The organism is Microbacterium sp. 22296 (genome assembly GCF_052045385.1).
Classification (GTDB): domain Bacteria; phylum Actinomycetota; class Actinomycetes; order Actinomycetales; family Microbacteriaceae; genus Microbacterium.
Genome location: NZ_JBQEOS010000002.1, coordinates 262,158 through 280,323, shown reverse-complemented (window position 1 = coordinate 280,323; position 18,166 = coordinate 262,158). Strand labels below are relative to the sequence as shown.

The following is an 18,166-nucleotide window of genomic DNA, read 5'->3' as shown; positions in this document are numbered from 1 at the left end:
CGCCCTGGAGGTGCTGGATTGGTGACGGCCTCGTGATGGGGGAAACTTGTCCTCATGCGCGGAATCATTCTGGCGGGCGGCACGGGCTCGCGACTTCATCCCATCACGCTGGGCATCTCAAAGCAGCTCGTGCCCGTCTATGACAAGCCGATGATCTACTACCCGCTGTCGACTCTGATCCTCGCGGGCATCCGCGACATCCTCATCATCACGACGCCGCAGGACTCGGAGCAGTTCCAACGTCTGCTGGGCGACGGATCGCGTTTCGGCATCTCCCTGACGTACAAGGTGCAGCCGTCGCCGGACGGTCTCGCTCAGGCCTTCCTCCTGGGTGAGGATCACATCGGCTCGGAGTCCGTCGCCCTCGTACTCGGTGACAACATCTTCTACGGCCAGGGGATGGGGACCCGCCTGAGGCAGTACACCGACCTCGACGGCGGCGTTGTGTTCGGGTACCAGGTGGCCGACCCCACGGCGTACGGCGTCGTGGAGTTCGACGCCGACGGTCGCGTCGTCTCGCTCGAAGAGAAGCCGGAGCACCCGAAGAGCAGCTATGCCGTGCCGGGGCTGTACTTCTACGACAACGACGTGATCGAGATCGCCCGCGGTCTGAAGCCGTCGCCGCGCGGCGAGCTCGAGATCACCGACGTCAACCGCACCTACCTGGAGCAGGGGCGGTTGCGCGTCGAGCTCCTGCCGCGGGGGACCGCGTGGCTCGACACCGGGACGTTCGACTCCTTGAGCGAGGCTACGGAGTTCATCCGGACCGTCGAGAAGCGGCAGGGTCTGTCCATCGGCTGCCCGGAGGAGGTGGCGTGGCGCATGGGGTTCCTCTCAGACGAAGAACTGCGCGATCGCGCGGAACCGCTCGTGAAGAGCGGCTATGGTCGATACCTCCTGAGCGCCCTTGCCAATGGCGCCGACCGCTGACGCCGTGCGGGTGGTGCCCGCGGCCCCCCGGGAGCCGATAGGCCCCGAGAACCGCGCGGTCGTCTTCGGTATCCGCGCCACCGGCAGGCTTGAGGGCACGACCGTCCTCGCCCTCGAGGCGCTGCGAGCGATCGCTGCTCGCACGGTTCTGGTTCACCCCGGTTCTCTCACCTCCGACGCACGGGCGCGCCTCGACGGACTGGTCGACCACGTGGTCGAGACGGGCGACGACGGGTTCTCGTCGGACGCGTACGCCCTGGCGGTCGACGAGGTGCGTCGGCTCGACGCCGGCGTCGCCGAGATCGTCCTGACGGGCGACTCCTGGTTCGGGCCGGTGGCGGAGCTGACCTCCGTCGTCGACCGCATGGCGGGGACCGACGCGGACGTCTGGGACATGCTGCCCCCCGCCCCGCCCCGCGAGGCCTTCCCCGAGGAGGGATTCCCCGCCATCGAAGATCGGCCGTGGTTCTTCCTCGCGGCTCGACGGCGCTTCTTCGACAGCGATGCGTGGCGGCAGTGGTGGTCGGGTCCGACCGCGGCGCCGGATCGCGAACGCCGGATCCTCGCACACGCCGAACGCGCGGGCTTCGCCCACGCGCGCGCCTTCGACACGGCGCACCTCCACGCGCATGACCCGGGTCTGTTCGCTCCGGAGGATCTCCTGGAGATGGGCGTGCCCTTCGTGGATCGCGCCGTCCTCACGAGCTACCCGCCCTTCCTCGATCGGTTCGCCGTCATCGGGCAGGAGATCGCGGAGATGATGGGGGAGCGGGGGTACCCCCTCGGCGTGCTGCGATCGAGTCTTGCGTCATCGGTACCGCCGAAGGCGCTGAACACCAACCTGGGCCTTCTGTCGGTGCTCTCCGACGAGGCAGTGGAACCCGACGCCGGGTCGACGCTCTCCATCGCCGTGGTGGTGCACGTCAGCGACGTCGACGAGATCGACGACATCCTCCGACGGCTGCGGTTCCTCCCGCCCGGGGCGTCGGTGTTCGTCACGACGACCGAGGGTGTGACGGCGGCGCGACTCGAGCGCCTCCTCGAAGCCTGGGCGGCGACCAACGATCACACGTACGAACTGCGAGTGACCCCCCAGAGCCCGGGCCGTGACATGGCGGACTTCTTCGTCGGATGCCGCGACGTCATCCAGTCCGACACCTACGACCTCCTCGTCAAGGTCCACATGCGTCGCGCGCCGTGGAAGACGATGAACCGCCTGCGATACTTCCGCCGGTACCAGCTGGACAACCTGTTGAGCAGCCCGGGGTACGTCCGGAACGTCCTGGCTCTGTTCGACCGCGAGCCCGAGCTCGGTCTCGTCTTCCCTCCGATGATCCACATCGGTTACGCGACGATGGGACGCGGCTGGGCGATGCTTCAGCCGCACGCCGAGCGTCTCGCGAAGCGGCTCGGGATCCGCGTCCCCCTCGACACCGTCTCCCCCCTCGCCCCGTACGGAGGCATGTGGGTGGGGCGTCCGGCCGCTTTCCGCGTGATGATGCAACGCCGATGGACGTTCGCTGATTACGACTGGAAGCACCAGCGTCGTTTCGGTCACCTCGCGCACCTGCAGGAGCGTCTCGTGAGCGCCGCTGCCGCTGAGGCGGGCTACACGTCGCGCACGGTCCTGAACCATGCGCACGCCGAGATCGGCTACACCGCCCTCGAGTACAAAGTCGACCAGATGTTCTCGACGACTCGCGGATGGCCGGTCGAGCAGATCCGCTTCCTCCACCGCGCGGGGTACACCGGCTACGGCGGCACCGTCGCCCTCCTGCGCATGTACCTGCGCACGAACCACCCGCGCGTGGCCGATTCGTTCCGCCCGTTCTACCGCCTCGCCCTGCGCGGGCACGGCGTACTGGCGGCGGGTCAACGGGTCGCGTCGCGCCTGCGGAGCGAGCGCGGCGAGAAGCAACGAGAGGCAGCATCGTGAAGACCGCGGAGCTCATCGGCGACTGGACCCGTCCGGCCGACACCTTCCCCGACGACGGCAAGCGCCTGCTGATCTACGTCGTCTACGACCGTCGCGGCGAGGTCGGCGACTTCGTGGCCTATGCGCTGGAGCACATGCGCGCGTTCTGCGACACGATCGTGGTCGTGTCCAACGGTCCGCTGACGGCACACGGGCGCGAACGTCTCGAGGGCCTCGGCGACATGGTGCTGGAGCGTCCCAACGAGGGATACGACATCTGGGGCTACAAGCACGGCCTGGACGTGATGGCGGACCGCCTCGACGAGTTCGACGAACTGCTCCTGGTCAACGACACGTGGTTCGGCCCCATCCGTCCGTTCACGCCGCTGTTCGAGCGGATGAACGCGCACCCCCTCCATTTCTGGGGGATGACCGATCACCTTCGCGTGGAACCCCACCCCTTCACGCACGACGGGTATCTGCCCTACCACCTTCAGTCGTACTGGGTCGCGGTCCGGCGGCGCATGTTCCAGTCGCCCGAGTGGACCGCGTACTGGCGCGATCTACCGCGGATGACGAGTTATTCCGACGCCGTGACGCTCCACGAGGGAGTCTTCACCGAACATTTCACCCAGCAGGGGTTCTCGGGTGAGGTGGCGTTTCCGACCCTCACCGACAAGATCGAGAACCATGCCGTCCTCTATGCCGAGCAGCTGATCGACGCGGGCTGTCCGACGCTGAAGCGACGTCCGTTCTTCCAGTGGCCCGTCTTCCTCGACCGGGTCGCGGTCGTGGGCAAGTGGACGCTCGAGGCGGTGGAGCGCAACGGCTACCCCGTCGAGATGATCCTCGACGACCTGGCGCGCAACGTGGAACCGCGCGTACTGAACGCGGACGCCGCGCTTCTGCGCGCGCTGTCGCCGACCGACGACGGCTACGACCCGGCGGCACCGCTTCGCACGGCCGTGTTCGCCCACATCTTCTACGTCGAGATGACGGAGGAGATCGTGCGCCGTGCCGGCTACCTCCCCGGGCAGCCCGACCTGATCGTCACCACCCCCGACGCCGACCGCGCGCGTGCGATCGAGGAGATCATCGCTCAGCTCGGCTTCGCCGGTCGCACCGAGGTGCGGGTGGTGGCTTCGAACAACGGGCGCGACCAGGCCGCCTTCCTCATCGGATGCCGCGACATCCTGCTGTCGGACGCCTACGACCTGATCGTCAAGATCCACTCGAAGAAGACGCCGCAGGACGGAGCGAACGTCGGGCGGCACTTCCGCCGTCAGCAGTTCGAGAATCTTCTGGCCGGGCCTCACGAGGCGGCGAACATCGTCGCGCTCTTCCAACAGCGGCCCGGGCTCGGTCTCGCCTTCCCGCCCACCATCCACCTCGGACATCCCACGATGGGACACGGCTGGTGGGACAACCGGCCGGGTGTGGAGAAACTGTGTCGCGAGCTCGGGATCCGCGTCCCGCTCGACGAGGTATCGCCTCTCGCTCCGTTCGGATCGATGTTCTTCGCGCGCCCCCAGGCATTGCGTCTGCTCGTGGAGCGCGAGTGGAGCTACGACGACTTCGGCGGGGCCGAGGCGTATGTCGACGGGGGATTGGCCCACGTGCTCGAGCGCATGCCCGTCTACGCGGCGGGCGAGCTCGGCTTCCACGTGATGACCATCGCCACCCCGCAGTATCTGGCGAAGAGCTACACCGCGCTGGACTACAACCTCGACCAGATGTCGGCGACGATGCCGGAGGACACGCAGCATCAGATCGAGTTCCTCCGACGCGCGGGTTACATCGGCTGGGGGCGCCTGCGCGACTTCGTCGACATGTGGGTGCGTCTGCACCGCCCGGGGGCGGCGGAGCGCGTCGACCGCGTCTTCGCCCGCACGGAGGATGCACGCGGCCGGTTGTGGCGTGCACGGCAGCGTCTGCTTCGTCGCTGAGCACAGACGTCCCGCAGGAACCCACCACTAGAATCGAACCCCATGCCCAGTCCTTCACCCTCCGGGGACAACGCGCGCTTCGCACGGCTCGCAGAAATGCCGATGCGGTCCGTCGGCGTCACTCCCGGTCTCGGGTTCGCGTCTCTGTGGACGACCCTGCGCGAAATCTTCTCGCGCCGCGAGATGCTCGATCTCCTGGTCAAGCGCGACATCAAAGCTCGCTACAAGGACTCGGCCCTCGGGTTCGTCTGGGCACTCATCCGCCCGCTCATCCTCCTGGGCATCTACTTCGTCGTGCTCGGGCAGTTCCTCGGCGCGGCTCGTGGCATCCCTGATTTCGCGATCTTCATCTTCACCGGCTTGACGGTGATGAGCTTGTTCCAGGAGATCGCCGTGGGCGGCACCGGGTCGATCATCGCCAACGGCGGGGTCGTGAAGAAGGTCTACATGCCGAGGGAGATCTTCCCGCTCGCGGCGACCGGATCAGCGATCTTCAACTTCGCGATACAGCTCGCGGTCCTGCTGGTCGCCACGCTCATCGCGGGGAAGCCTCCGCTGCACTGGGAGCTCGTCTACGCCGTGCCTTCGCTGGCGATCATCCTCGTGTACGGGCTCGCCTTCGCTTTCTTCTTCTCCGCGGTGAACGTGTATCTCCGCGATGTGCAGTACCTGGTCGAGGTCGTCACGATGCTGCTCATGTGGCTCTCGCCGGTGCTCTACGCCTGGCAGATGGCCAGCCAGATCATCGCCAACCCGGTCTTGCTCGAGGTGTACACGAACAACCCGCTGACCCTGGCGGTCCTGGGCTTCCAGCGCGCCTTCTGGGTTGCGGGCGACACGTTGGCCCAACCGTCCGGCCTCGTCCTGCGCATGAGCGTCGCCCTGCTCATAGGCCTGGTGCTTCTGGTGCTGAGCCACCGCGTCTTCGTCCGACTGCAGGGCAACTTCGCCCAGGAACTGTGACAGGTATGTCTTTCGACGTCGTCCCGGCGCCACCGCGCCCAGAAGTCATCACCCTCACCGATGTCTCGAAGCGGTTCGTCGTGCGCAAAGACACGTCCATCAAAGAGCGCATCGTCACCCTCGGTCGCGCCGGGCGACGGCACCGGCAGAATTTCTGGGCTCTCAGCGACGTGAGCCTCGACATCCGTGCGGGGAACACGATCGGGCTCATCGGGCACAACGGATCGGGTAAGAGTACGCTCCTCAAAGTCATCGGCGGCATCATCCAGCCGACGTCGGGCGACGTCCGCCAGCGCGGACGCGTCGCGGCCCTGATCGAGCTGGGTGCGGGTTTCCACCCCGACCTCACCGGACGCGAGAACGTCTACCTGAACGCATCGGTCCTGGGACTCAGCCGCGAAGAGACCCGTGCCAGCTTCGACGCGATCCTCGACTTCTCCGGGGTGGGCGACTTCATCGACACCCAGGTCAAGTTCTACAGCTCGGGAATGTTCGTGCGGCTCGCGTTCGCGATCGCCGTGCACACCGACCCCGACATCCTGCTCGTGGACGAGGTTCTGGCGGTCGGGGACGAGCAGTTCCAGCGCAAGTGCCTGGACAAGATCAAAGAGTTCCAGCGGCAGGGGCGGACCATCATCATCGTCTCGCACGCGCTCGATCAGATCGAGGAACTCTGCGACCGCGTGATCCTCATGGACAAGGGCCGCGTCGCCTTCGACGGTCTCGCGGAGGCGGCGGTCGAGCGTTTCCGCGAGCTGCTCGAACAGGGCTCCGGCAAGGTCTCCGCCCGGCCGGAGCAGGTGACCCGGGCCGCGGAGATCGTGTCCGTCGACGTCCGGGCCGCCGACGGCCGTCGCTCCAACGATTTCCGCACGGGCGAATCCTTCCGTGTGGTCGTCACCGTGGAGGCGATGCGACGGCTCGACGAATGGGCGCTCGGCTTCAGCATTGACACGGCGTCCGGGGTGCTGGCGCTCGCGTCGAACACGACGATGCTCGGCACCTCGCCGGCCCCGCTGAGCGAGGGGGAGACCGCCACCATCGTCATCGACGTCGACGGAGCGCAGTTCAACCCGGGCAGCTACTGGGTCAACGCCAACCTGCATGGCATCAGCGAGTCCACCTCGCACGCCGTCACCCAGGGTGCCGAGTTCACGATCCACGGAAAGTCCGACTCCCTCGGCTCCGTGCCCGCGGGGGTTCGTTTCCACTGAACCTTCGAGTCCTCGTGAGAGTCGACCGGCATGCCTCGCGTATGACTTCGCGAAGGCCCGGGGGTGAAGGCCCGGCGGGTTCGTCCACAGGGACGGTACGCGCGCAGCGGTACAATGGTTCTCCGTGACTTCCGATCCCGCCCACGCACCGTTGCGAACACCGGCCCGCGTCGATCCGTCCGCCGATGTGACGGGCGCCACCATCGGAGCGGGCTCTTCCGTCTGGCATCTCGCGCAGGTTCGTGAGGGCGCGACGATCGGACGGGACTGCGTCATCGGCCGCGGCGTCTACATCGGTTCGGGCGTCTCCGTCGGTGACGGATGCAAGATCCAGAACTACGCGCTGGTGTACGAGCCGGCTCTGCTCGAGCAGGGGGTCTTCGTCGGTCCAGCCGTGGTGTTCACGAACGACACCTATCCCCGCGCCGTCAATCCGGACGGGTCGCCCAAATCCGCGTCCGACTGGACGCCGGTCGGAGTCACGGTCAGGGAAGGGGCGTCGATCGGCGCACGAGCGACGTGCGTCGCCCCGGTCGTCATCGGTCGCTGGGCGACCGTCGCCGCGGGCGCCGTCGTCACGAAGGACGTACCCGATTTCGCGCTCGTCGCCGGAGTTCCGGCGCGACGCATCGGATGGGTCGGCCCCGCCGGCCTTCCCCTCGAGAAGCAGAGCGACGCGTGGGTGTGCCCTCGCACCGGTTCCCGCTTCGTCGAGTCCGACGGCACACTCAAGGAGGAATCTCGTGCCTGACCTCATTCCCGCTGCTAAGCCCCTCATCGGCGACGACGAGCGGGCTGCCGTCGACCGCGTGCTGCGTAGCGGCATGATCGCCCAAGGTCCGGAGGTGGCCGCCTTCGAACGCGAGTTCGCCGATCACTTCGTCGAGGGCCGTGAGACGGTCGCTGTGAACTCGGGGACGTCCGGTCTGCACCTGGGGTTGCTGGCCTGCGGGATCGGCCCCGGAGACGAGGTCATCGTCCCGTCGTTCACCTTCGCCGCCACCGGCAACTCGGTCGCCCTCACCGGGGCGACCCCGGTGTTCGCCGACATCGACCCGCTCAGCTTCACCCTCGACACCGCCAGCGTCGAGGCGGCCATCACTCCGCGTACGCGCGCGATCATGCCCGTGCACCTCTACGGTCATCCCGCCGACATGCTCGGGTTGGGTGCCCTGGCTGATCGCCACGGGCTGATGCTCTTCGAGGATGCCGCGCAGGCGCACGGCGCCGCGCTGCACGACCGCCCGGTCGGCACGTTCGGCTCGTTCACCATGTTCTCCCTTTATCCGACGAAGAACATGACGAGCGGGGAGGGCGGCATGGTGACGGCCGCGACACCCGAGATCGCCCGCTCCCTGCGGCTCCTGCGCAATCAGGGTATGGAGCGGCAGTACGAGAACGAGATCGTGGGTTTCAACGCCCGAATGACCGACCTGCACGCCGCCATCGGACGCGTGCAGCTGACCAAGGTCGACGCCTGGACGCAGAAGAGGCGCGCGAACGCGGCTTTCCTCGACGAGCATCTCCGCGGTGTCGCAACCCCCGTCGTGGCCGAGGGCGCACATCACGTCTACCATCAGTACACGGTCCGCATCCCGGAGGACCGCGACGGGTTCGTGACGGCTCTGCGAGACGAGCATCAGGTGGGCAGCGGCGTGTACTACCCGATTCCCAATCACCGTCTCCCGTCGCTCGCGGAGTACGCGCCCGGGCTCGATCTTCCCGAAACAGAGGGCGCGGCGCGCGAAGTGGTCTCGCTGCCCGTGCATCCGTCTCTGAGTCACGACGATCTGGAGCGCATCGTCGCCGCGGTCGCAGCCGTCGCCGGAGCGGGAGCGTGAGCGCCGTGTTGCGCGCCGGTCTTCTCGGACTGGGGATGATGGGCCGTCACCACGCCCGTCTGCTGCGCGAGATCGACGGCGTCGAGCTGGTCGCCGTGGCAGACCCGGCGGGCGACCCGCACGGTGTCGCGGGCGATCTCACGGTGCTGCCCGATGTCGATGCGCTCGCGGCCGCCGGCCTCGACATCGCGGTGGTCGCCGTCCCGACGCGTTTCCACGCCGCGGCGGCCGGAGCGCTCGCGGAAGCGGACGTGAACGTGCTCGTCGAGAAGCCCATCGCCGACAGCTCCGAGGAGGGACAGGCGCTCGCCGATCTCTTCGAGTCGCGCGGTCTGGTGGGAGCCGTCGGACACGTGGAACGGTTCAACCCGGCTCTGCAGCAGCTGCGGGCTCGACTCGCAGAAGGCGAGATCGGCGAGGTCTATCAGATCGCCACCCGCCGCCAGAGCACGTTCCCGGCACGTATCGGCGACGTCGGCGTGGCGAAGGACCTCGCCACCCACGACATCGATCTCACGGCGTGGGTCGCGCAGTCGAGGTATGCCGCGGTGTCCGCCCAGACGGCTTTCCAGAGCGGTCGATCCTTCGAGGACATGATCGCCATCTCCGGTCGTCTCACCGACGGCGCCGTGGTCAACCACCTCATCAACTGGCTGAGCCCGATGAAGGAGCGCGTCACCGTCGTCACCGGTGAGCGCGGGACTTTCATCGCCGACACCGCGACTGCCGACCTGACCCTGCATCGCAATGGCACCGCAGCACTGGAGTGGGAGTCGGTCTCCACGTTCCGGGGAGTCTCCGAGGGCGACGTCACGCGGTTCGCCTTCCCCAAGCGTGAGCCTTTGCGAGCGGAGCTCGAGGCGTTCCGCGATGCCGTGAACGGTGAGACCACGACGCTGTCGACGATGCGCGAGGCCGTTCACGTGCTGCGGGTCGTCGAGGCCTCGCTGCAGTCCGCCGGCGACGAGGGCCGTCTCGTCCGTACGTCGGAAGCGGCGGCCGTCGTCTGACACCGACGATCGAGAAGGCCTCCGGAGCGCTGAGCGCTGCGGAGGCCTTCTTCTTGTTTCCGAGCGTCAGCGTGCGACGAACGGCGCATGCTCCGGCGTCGAGGGCGTCGCCTGGATGTCGAGTTGCAGAGCGCTGATGAGCAGCTGCGTCCCCAACATGAGCGGGAGTGCCGCCAACATCACCGTCGCCGCTGTCGCGATGACGGATCCGAGGATCTGGAAGAACAGCCACACAGTGACGATCAGTCCGAAACCGAGGAACAGCAGCCCGAGGAACAACAACAGGGCGATAGGCGAGAACGACCACAGGACGTAGCGGTACCAGATGCGGTGCCAGAAGCCGACCGTCAGACGATGGAGGAGCTCTGGGATCACCTTGCCGAGCCGGATGCTGGACACCTCGTCGCCGTACACGGCAGGGATCGGGACATCGACCGCGGACACCTGAAGGATGTTGAGGTGGATCAGCAGATCGTTCTCGAAGCTGTACCTCTTGGCCACCCGTTCGAGGGGAACTCGCCGCAGGGCCTCGGACCGGATGGCGGTGTACCCGTTCTGCGGATCGAAGAGGTTCCAGTAGCCCGAGGACAGCTTGGTGATGAACGACAGGGCGATGTTGCCGAACACGCGGTATCCGGGCATTCCGGTGAAGGACTCGGGGGAGTAGAAGCGATTCGCCTTCGCGAAGCCGTAGCCGTCCTCGACGACCCTGTCGAGCAGGGCGGGGAGGTACTCCGGGTCCATCTGCGCGTCCCCGGCCATGATGACGTTGACGTCGCTGCCGAGCTCGAGTGCGGCGCGGTGGCCGGTGATGATCGCTCCTCCGACGCCCTGGTTGACCTCGTGGCGGATGAGCGTGACGCGACCGTCGTCCGCTCGGCCGACCGCGCCGCTGGTGTCGTCGGGACTGCAGTCGTCGACGATGACGATGTGGTCGACGAATGCCGGCATGGTCTCGATGACCCGGGCGATCATCTTCTCTTCCTTGTACGCGGGGACGACCGCGGCGACGATTGCGCCTTTATACATGCGTCGGGGAACCTTTCGGACGGGCGAACACCCAGTGGCGGTAGGCGAAGTAGTTGCCCACGGTGGTGATGGCTACGGCGACGATCTTGCCCACCACCCATGACCACCCGAGCGAATCGGCGAGGGCGACGACCCCGGTCGTGAGGACGGTGTTGGCGGCAACGAGCAGGGCGTAGCGGACGACGCTCGGAGCGACGGCGTCGCTCGCGCGGAAGGCGAACAGGCGCTGCAGCGTGTACGTCACGACGAAGCTCGCGAGGAACGCCGTGGGCGTCGCGATCGCAAGGGGGACACCGGCCACGTCGTAGAGCAGGAAGAGGAGTCCGAAGTCGAACGCGAACGAGAGTCCGCCCATGACGAGGTAACGGACGAGACTCGACGACCAGAGACCGGAGAGGACCCCGCCGCGTGACGAGGGGGTCTCCGAGGGCATGGATTCTATTCTGCCAGCCTCGCCGTGTCGTCAGAGACGCCGTCCGAACGCGTTCGACGAGCCTCCACGGCGGCGTCGAGAAGCGTGCGAGCGCGAGCGTCGAAGGAATGCTCGGCCCTCACGCGTGCCGCGATGGCATCGAGTTGCGGCGGCGGGGGGAAGACGTCGTCCAGGTCGCCGGAGAGGATGTCGATGAGCTCGGGGACCGTGTCCCACGTGCGCACGGCTCCCGCGAACAGGTCGTCGATCCCCTCGACGCGGTCGCTGATCGCGCGCCCGCCCGCCGCCACCACATCGAACAGGCGATTACCGACGAAGCCGCGCTCCTGCATGGCGGGCCAATGGTCGTTGAGCACAGCGCCCGCCGCCTCGTACAGCGCGGGGAGCTCTTCGTTCGCGATCCCCGTCGCGCGGATGCGGGATGCCGGGATCCAGCCGCGCCAATCCGGCCCGATCACGTCGACCGGGATGCCGGCACGGATGGGTTCCACGATGGAGGGGCGCAGGATGCCGCGGGCCGTGCCGACGAAGAGGATGTCGCCGTTGCGCTCCCGTCCGGCGGGGCGGAAGCGCGTGGCATCCGTGCACTGCAGGAGGGGCTCGATGCGTGTACCGAACTCGGCGCCGGCCGCCCGGGCCCAGGGAGCGGAGGCGGCGAAGACGCGGTCGAAACCCCGGGTGTCGGCCGCGACGATCTCGTCGGGGTGGCTGATGATCCACAGCAGTGAGACGCCGTGCGGGGAGGGCTCGAGGGGCTCCGGTCCGCGCAGGGCGACGGTGACGTCGTCGAGATGGCGCGTGGAGCGGTTGCGCGCGGCATAGGAGTCGATCACGACCTCCTGGCCGAGGCGGCGCAGGGCCGAGGCGAGCGCGCGGGCGAAGTGGGTGTCGCCCCACCCCTCGGCGCGCGGCCCCACCGGTGTCGCGGTGCGTAGGGCCCACCGCAGGACCGGGACGGTGGTGCCGTCGCCCAGGACGACCGATCGCCGGGGCCGACGGAGGCGGGGGTGCGGCCCGTGGGTGACGCGTTCCCACCCGGCGCGTTGCAGCAGGTCGTCGGCGTGGGCGTCGTCGGGGCGGGGGAGAGGCGGGCTGCCGACCACCGAGCGCGTCCGGGACTCGATGTCGAGCGCGACGACGGCGGAGCCGGTCAGCGCGGAGGCGGGATCCGCACCCGCGAGCGGTGCGTCGATGTCGGCGCGGCGGGTCGCGAAGGTGGAACCGGCGAGTGCCGGCACCCTGAGTGAGACCTCGTCGCCGAACGGTGCGAGGTCCTCGACGGGATGGCCGGCGAGGAATCGTTCTCCTCCGGCCGATCCGACCGCGGCGAGGGTGCCGTCGCCGTCTCGCCACACGGGGCCGACGTGTGTACGGTCGGGCGCCGACTCCACGCGGGCGGCGAGGCGCTCGGCATCCTCGGCGGTGAGTGTCTCATTGGGTCCGCGGACGACGACGACCTCCGCCAGGGAGGTGCGGACGAGCTCGTCGATCGCGCGGCTGGGGTCGTCGTGACGACGGCGGCTGATGCGAACCCGCGGGCTCCCGGCCGACAGCAGAGACGCCAGCATCCAATCCTCGGTGCGGTCGTCCATGACGGCGATGGCGACGCCCTGACCGGGGGTGGCAGCGAAGGCGACAGCCTCCGCGAGAGACTCGTCGAAGTCCCATTCGTCCGGACCGAGGGCCATGATCATCTCGCGCGCGAGTGGGACACCCCCGGGGGTCGCCGCCACTTCTCCGCCTCGTCGTGCGTGCGCGGTCGCGTCGACGATGACCTGCGCCAGCCTCGGCCAGCCGGTCGCGGACGGTATGGCGTCCGGACCGAAGGGGAGGGAGTGCGTGTGGCGACCGCGCCACGCGTGTCCGAGGGGCCCACCGGGACTCTCCCACGCGTCAGGATGCGCTTCGCCGTACGCGACGGCATCCCACAGAGGGCTCACCTGGAGCCCGCGGGGATCTGCCACGAGATAGGCGTAGAGGGCGGGCACCCGCCACGCCTCGGGCAGATGGTCGCCGACCGCCGTGTCGACGAAGAGCGGAGAGAGCCGAAGGCCCCGTCGGTAACCCCCTCGGACGTACAGCCGAACGGCGGCGGCCTCGCTCAGCGGGCGGCCGACCTGAGCGCTCACGTAGTCGAGATCGACCACGCCGGCCCGGCGGATGACGCGAGCCCACCAGACGAGGTCGGCGCGGGCGACGAGGGGCCGCAGAAGGGGGAGGTCGCGCGCGGCGCGCACGCGCGAGCGGAGAGCGGACAGCACCCTTCGACTATAGGCAGGCCTCGCGGGCGTCGATGATCCGGTGCGGACCGCCTCGCGCCCGCCTACGCCGACGCGAGCACGCCGCGGAAGTAGTCGATCGTGCGCTCGAGACCCGGGCGCAGGGCGATCGTGGGCTCCCATCCGAGCTCGCGGCGCGCCAGGTCGATGTTGGGCTGGCGCTGCTTCGGGTCGTCTTGGGGGAGCGGTCGGTGCTCGATCTGCGACGAGCTGCCCGTGATCTCGAGCACCGCGTTGGCGAGTTCGAGCATCGTGAACTCGCCCGGGTTGCCCACGTTGATGGGACCGGTGACCTCGTGGCCGGTGTTCATGAGGCGGATCATGCCGTCGACGAGGTCGTCGACGAAGCAGAACGATCGCGTCTGCGACCCGTCGCCGTAGATGGTGATGGGTTCGCCGCGCAGCGCCTGCACGATGAAGTTCGACACCACGCGACCGTCGTTCGGGTGCATGCGCGGACCGTAGGTGTTGAAGATGCGGATGACCTTGATCGACAGGTCGTGCTGACGCCGGTAGTCGAAGAACAGGGTCTCTGCCGCGCGCTTGCCCTCGTCGTAGCAGGAGCGCGTGCCTATGGGGTTGACGTTGCCCCAGTAGTCCTCGGTCTGCGGGTGCACGGCCGGGTCGCCGTAGACCTCCGAGGTGGACGCCTGGAGGATGGGAACACGCAGGCGCTTGGCGAGGCCCAACATGTTGATGGCGCCCATCACGCTGGTCTTGGTCGTCTGCACGGGGTCGTGCTGATAGTGCACGGGGGAGGCCGGGCAGGCCAGGTTGTAGATCTGGTCGACCTCGACGTAGAGCGGGAACGTCACGTCGTGGCGCATGAGCTCGAATCGCGGGTTCTCGAAGAGGTGCTCGACATTGCGGCGGGACCCCGTGAAGAAGTTGTCGACGCAGATGACCTCATTGCCCTCGGCGAGGAGGCGTTCCGACAGATGGGACCCGATGAAGCCGGCTCCGCCGGTGATCAGAACACGTGATGGCACGCCTTCAGCCTAACAGCGGGGCCGAATCGCCCCCGCGGGTCACCGCGTCGCCGACACCATGCGCGCCTGACCGAAGGTGCGCCCAAGGGCACCCTCGAGGCGTCCCACGAACATCGGCCACCCATCGAGCGCGGTGATCGGCTTCGGGTTGCGGACGCCGTACAGGAGGCCGGCGACGGTGAAGGCGGCGCGCCACCACAGCGGGTATCCGTGCTTCGCGAACGCGTGGCCCGTGCCCCGGCCGTAGGCACGGAGTTTGCGACGACGTTCCGACGCCTTCAATCCGAAGCCGGTGGAGATCCCGTCGACGTGGACGGCGGCGGGGAGCCAGCGGAAGTCCTTCTCCAGCGAGGGGTCGTGCGCCTCAGCGCGCAGCAGGAGATCCGTACCCTCCGCGACCTGCCAGGGAGTGGCCGAGCCCGGACCCATGTTCTCGTCGAACCCGCCGACGGCGTCGAAGAGGGAGCGGCGCAGGAGGATGCCCATCTCGATGACCGACCAGACGTTGTATCTGTCCAGGGGCGTCCCCGGCGCGGGCAAGGTCGTCTTGGGTCCTCGCTCATCCCACGAGGTGAAGCCGCCTGCGCGGAATCGCGGGTCGTCGACGGCGGCGTGCAGCGCGGCCACGGTGCCGGCCGGATAGGTGGTGTTGTCATTGGGGAAGGTGACCACCATGTCGCCGGCCGGGAGCGCGGCGACGCCGGTGTTCCGACCGAGAGAGGCACCCCGGCCGGAGGTGGTGGCGGTGACGGCGACCCCCCGCGCCGCATACTCCGCGGCGAGGGCGGCGACGTCGTCCTGCGCCCCCTGTGCGACGAGCACGACATGATCGCCGTCGTGGAGTTGATCCTCGAGTGAGGAGAGGAGGGACCGGAGCGGGTCGAGCCGTCCCAGGGTGGTCACGACGAAGCCGATGTTCATGGGGTCCTCTCGGATCACGGGAGTGCGTTGACGGCGGGGTAGGCGGGTCGGGGCGCCGCGGCGCCCAGTCGCCAGCCGGCGCGGACGTAGGCGGCGCCTCGACGATCACCGCGCGCCAGGGTCAGCAGGACTTTCGCGCTCAGACGCGCGAGGCCCGTCACGGTCGTCGCGCCGCCGTGCAGAGCGAGGAAGTGGCGGAACGCCTGACTCGAGTAAGCCATGATGCGTGAACCGGCGCGCGAGTGCGACGAGGAGACCGCGTGGGTGAGCTCGGCATCCGCCACCTCGGCGAAGCCGATGCCGACAGAGCGCAGACGGAAGCCGAACTCCACGTCTTCCCAGTACATGAAGAATCGCTCGTCGAGCAGGCCGGCGGTCTCGAGCGTTTCGCGCCGTATCAGCACGCACGCCCAGGTGAGGAAGTCGGGTTGCTCTCCGGTCCGCGGCTGACGGATCCCCCAGGTGAGGCGGTTGACGATCCCGCCCGCCGAGAATCGCTGACCGTCGGGCGTCACGATCCTCGGGCCGACGACGCCGAGCGCCGGATCGGTGTTCAGGGCATCCCGCAGGAGTTCGATGTCGGCCGGGGGAAGGGTCGCATCATTGTTCATGACCAGCAACTGTTGGATCGCCTCGTCGGCGAGAAGTACCGTCATCCCGGCGTTGACTCCGACGGCGAAACCCGTGTTGGCCTCCAGCTCGACGAACTCGATGCGCGGGTCGGGGGCGAACGCCGCGCGAATGGTGCCGTCCGCTTCGTTGTCGACGACCACGACACGCGTGATCGAGGGGGAGCTGAGCAGACCCGTCACGCACTCGACCGTCTGGACGCGGTCGCGCCACGTGAGAACGACGGCGCCGACGCGGGGCGCGGCGGCCGGGGTGGTGGGGGTCATGCGGTGCGGTCCTGTTCTTCGGGGGCCGGGGGAGGGGTGAGTTCTCGCATCACGATCGCGCAGGGGCGCCACAGGAGCACGGTCGCCAGCGCCTCGGTGAGCGCGTATCCGAGCGCGGCGCCCAAGGGGCCGATGGCGATCGCCAGCGCGATCATCGTGGGGACGCCGATCGCGGTCGCGACGAGCGTAGCGCGCATCACCGTGGGTGCCCTGTTCGCGGGGAACAGGACGTGGCGGGTCATGGAGGTGCGTAGCGACAGGAACGCGAAGACGAGTCCCATGGCCACGAGCAGGTCGACGCCGGCGGCGGCGGACTCGCCGAACATGAACAGGCTCACCCACGGGCCGAGGGTGGCCAGCACGAGTGCTCCGAGGACTCCGAATGCGGCATGAGTCGTCAGGGCCACGCGCAGACGTCGCCGGCGATCGGCTCCGCCGCCCTCACCCACCCAGCTCTGGAAGGCGCTCGCGAGGGTGAAGGGCAGCACGCTGCCCAGCTTGAACATCTTGTCGGCCGACGCGTATCCGGCCGCGGCAGACGGCAGGGCGGTGACGTTCACGAGCGGGGCGGGGACGCTCGAATACGCGCTGAGGGCGGCGTCGTTCACGGCGACGGGCAGTCCCAGGCGCAGCAGTCCCGGGATCTCGCGGGCGGGCGGCCACGAGCCGGGATTCGCACGCAGGAGCCGCGCGCTGAACAGGAAGGTTCCCCCCAGAGTGACGATGATCCCCGCGACCGGGTAGAGCTCGACGATCCCGGTGAGCAGGATCGCGCCCGCGGCGAGGGCCGTCGCCACCACGCGTGGGACGGCGTCGTAGACGATGATCGTGCGCGGGTCGCCCACGCCCGCGCAGTACCAGGTGAACGTCAGGGCTATCAGCGCGCCTTGGACGCCCATCAGCACGGTGAGCAGTTCCGAGCCGGGGGAGGCGACCAGCCAGCACGCGAGGGCGAGAAGCGGAAGGACGATGGCCGCCAGCAGCAGGCGCACGACGATCGAGTCCCGATACAGCCGGGCGCGTCGTGCGTCGTCCGCGGCGATCGAGATGAGGGCCGGGCCGACGGCCGTCCAGCCGTAGCCGATGGCGATGGCGGCGAAAGTGCCGATCGCCTCCCCCGCGATCGCGCTCGCCCACCCCCCGTCTCCCGCCAGACGGGCGATGAGGGGCAGGACCAGCAGGGGGGAGATTGCCGCGATGGCGGGAACCACCATGAAACCCAGAAGGCGACCTTTGAGGGGAGCCGGCTGCGCGATGTCGCTCATCGCGTCCGCCGCGCACGGTCCGACAGCACGGCGGCCGTCGCCGAGGCGGCGTCGTCCCAGGTGAAGCGCGACGCCCAGGCTCGGGCGGAGGCCCGCTCGGCGTCATCCGGCGGGCTCGCGACGGCTGCGGTGATCGCGAGGCCGAAGGCGGTGGCATCCGTCGCGTCGGCGTAACGGGCCGACTCGCCACCGACTTCGCGCAACACGGCGACGTCGTTGGCGAGCACGGGCACGTTCCGCCGGAACGCGTCGACCACGGGGAGCCCGAAGCCCTCGACCATCGACGGACAGACGTAGAGCTCGGCGACCTGGTACAACGCCTCGAGCTGGGCGTCGCTGACCCAGCCGGGCAGCACCACGTCGGACTCGAGACCGAGACGGGCGACGTCGTCGGCCAACGGGTCGGGNGCCCGCGATGACCGCCGCCGGGCGCTCGCCGGCGGGGATGGTCGCGAGGGCCTCCAGCAGGCCGCGGAAGTTCTTGTGCGGCATCCGATTGCCGACGCTGAGGACCATCGGTCGTCCGGTGGGAAGG

Annotated in this window: 16 protein-coding genes; 8 read left to right on the top strand and 8 right to left on the bottom strand. The window is 68.6% G+C overall.

All coding sequences use genetic code 11. The features are described 5' to 3' along the window. Nucleotides 1-54 precede the first annotated feature (54 nt). The 8 genes from rfbA to ACTJJP_RS04910 all read left to right on the top strand — a co-directional run bounded on the left by rfbA (nt 55) and on the right by ACTJJP_RS04910 (nt 9,819). The gene (gene rfbA / locus ACTJJP_RS04945) at nt 55-930 is read left to right on the top strand and encodes a glucose-1-phosphate thymidylyltransferase RfbA (RefSeq protein WP_440773910.1); all 876 of its coding nucleotides are present in this window, start codon (nt 55-57) and stop codon (nt 928-930) included. Beyond that, entirely contained in the window at nt 914-2,866 is a 1,953-nt protein-coding gene (locus ACTJJP_RS04940) for a rhamnan synthesis F family protein (RefSeq protein ID WP_440773909.1), read from the top strand. Before rfbA ends, ACTJJP_RS04940 begins: the two co-directional genes overlap by 17 nt. Further along, nucleotides 2,863-4,791 (top strand): rhamnan synthesis F family protein, encoded by a 1,929-nt coding sequence (locus ACTJJP_RS04935; protein WP_440773908.1) that lies wholly within the window; start codon nt 2,863-2,865, stop codon nt 4,789-4,791. The genes ACTJJP_RS04940 and ACTJJP_RS04935 overlap by 4 nt, the downstream gene beginning before the upstream one ends. A 42-nt stretch (nt 4,792-4,833) precedes the next feature. Continuing rightward, nucleotides 4,834-5,754, top strand: coding sequence for an ABC transporter permease (locus ACTJJP_RS04930; protein ID WP_440773907.1), 921 nt, complete (start codon nt 4,834-4,836; stop codon nt 5,752-5,754). Between the two features lie 5 nt (nt 5,755-5,759). Next, entirely contained in the window at nt 5,760-6,968 is a 1,209-nt protein-coding gene (locus ACTJJP_RS04925; protein ID WP_440773906.1) for an ABC transporter ATP-binding protein, read from the top strand. Nucleotides 6,969-7,092: 124 nt separating this feature from the next. Further along, on the top strand, nt 7,093-7,719 hold the full coding sequence (locus ACTJJP_RS04920; RefSeq protein ID WP_440773905.1) for a DapH/DapD/GlmU-related protein: 627 nt from the start codon (nt 7,093-7,095) through the stop codon (nt 7,717-7,719). Further along, a complete protein-coding gene (locus ACTJJP_RS04915; RefSeq protein WP_440773904.1) occupies nt 7,712-8,809 on the top strand; it encodes a DegT/DnrJ/EryC1/StrS family aminotransferase in 1,098 nt (365 codons plus the stop codon). Before ACTJJP_RS04920 ends, ACTJJP_RS04915 begins: the two co-directional genes overlap by 8 nt. Beyond that, nucleotides 8,806-9,819 (top strand): Gfo/Idh/MocA family oxidoreductase, encoded by a 1,014-nt coding sequence (locus ACTJJP_RS04910; protein ID WP_440773903.1) that lies wholly within the window; start codon nt 8,806-8,808, stop codon nt 9,817-9,819. The genes ACTJJP_RS04915 and ACTJJP_RS04910 overlap by 4 nt, the downstream gene beginning before the upstream one ends. 66 nt (nt 9,820-9,885) lie before the next feature. Here the strand turns inward: ACTJJP_RS04910 and ACTJJP_RS04905 are convergent, their stop codons facing one another. From ACTJJP_RS04905 to ACTJJP_RS04870, 8 genes are all read right to left on the bottom strand, one after another. Then, the gene (locus ACTJJP_RS04905; RefSeq protein WP_440773902.1) at nt 9,886-10,848 is read right to left on the bottom strand and encodes a glycosyltransferase family 2 protein; all 963 of its coding nucleotides are present in this window, start codon (nt 10,846-10,848) and stop codon (nt 9,886-9,888) included. Further along, nucleotides 10,841-11,281 carry a GtrA family protein gene (locus tag ACTJJP_RS04900; RefSeq protein ID WP_440773901.1) on the bottom strand — a complete coding sequence of 147 codons (441 nt, stop codon included), beginning with the start codon at nt 11,279-11,281 and terminating at the stop codon, nt 10,841-10,843. The genes ACTJJP_RS04905 and ACTJJP_RS04900 overlap by 8 nt, the downstream gene beginning before the upstream one ends. A gap of 5 nt (nt 11,282-11,286) precedes the next feature. Next, complete coding sequence (locus tag ACTJJP_RS04895; RefSeq protein WP_440773900.1) at nt 11,287-13,542, bottom strand: glycosyltransferase family protein; 2,256 nt, start codon at nt 13,540-13,542, stop codon at nt 11,287-11,289. Nucleotides 13,543-13,604: 62 nt separating this feature from the next. Then, the gene (locus ACTJJP_RS04890; RefSeq protein WP_440773899.1) at nt 13,605-14,549 is read right to left on the bottom strand and encodes a UDP-glucuronic acid decarboxylase family protein; all 945 of its coding nucleotides are present in this window, start codon (nt 14,547-14,549) and stop codon (nt 13,605-13,607) included. Between the two features lie 39 nt (nt 14,550-14,588). Then, on the bottom strand, nt 14,589-15,470 hold the full coding sequence (locus ACTJJP_RS04885) for a glycosyltransferase family 2 protein (protein ID WP_440773898.1): 882 nt from the start codon (nt 15,468-15,470) through the stop codon (nt 14,589-14,591). A 14-nt stretch (nt 15,471-15,484) separates the two neighbouring features. Then, nucleotides 15,485-16,366, bottom strand: coding sequence for a glycosyltransferase (locus ACTJJP_RS04880; protein ID WP_440773897.1), 882 nt, complete (start codon nt 16,364-16,366; stop codon nt 15,485-15,487). Continuing rightward, a complete protein-coding gene (locus ACTJJP_RS04875) occupies nt 16,363-17,631 on the bottom strand; it encodes a lipopolysaccharide biosynthesis protein (protein ID WP_440773896.1) in 1,269 nt (422 codons plus the stop codon). Before ACTJJP_RS04875 ends, ACTJJP_RS04880 begins: the two co-directional genes overlap by 4 nt. Next, nucleotides 17,628-18,029 (bottom strand): glycosyltransferase, encoded by a 402-nt coding sequence (locus ACTJJP_RS04870; RefSeq protein ID WP_440773895.1) that lies wholly within the window; start codon nt 18,027-18,029, stop codon nt 17,628-17,630. Before ACTJJP_RS04870 ends, ACTJJP_RS04875 begins: the two co-directional genes overlap by 4 nt. Between the last annotated feature and the right edge of the window lie 137 nt (nt 18,030-18,166).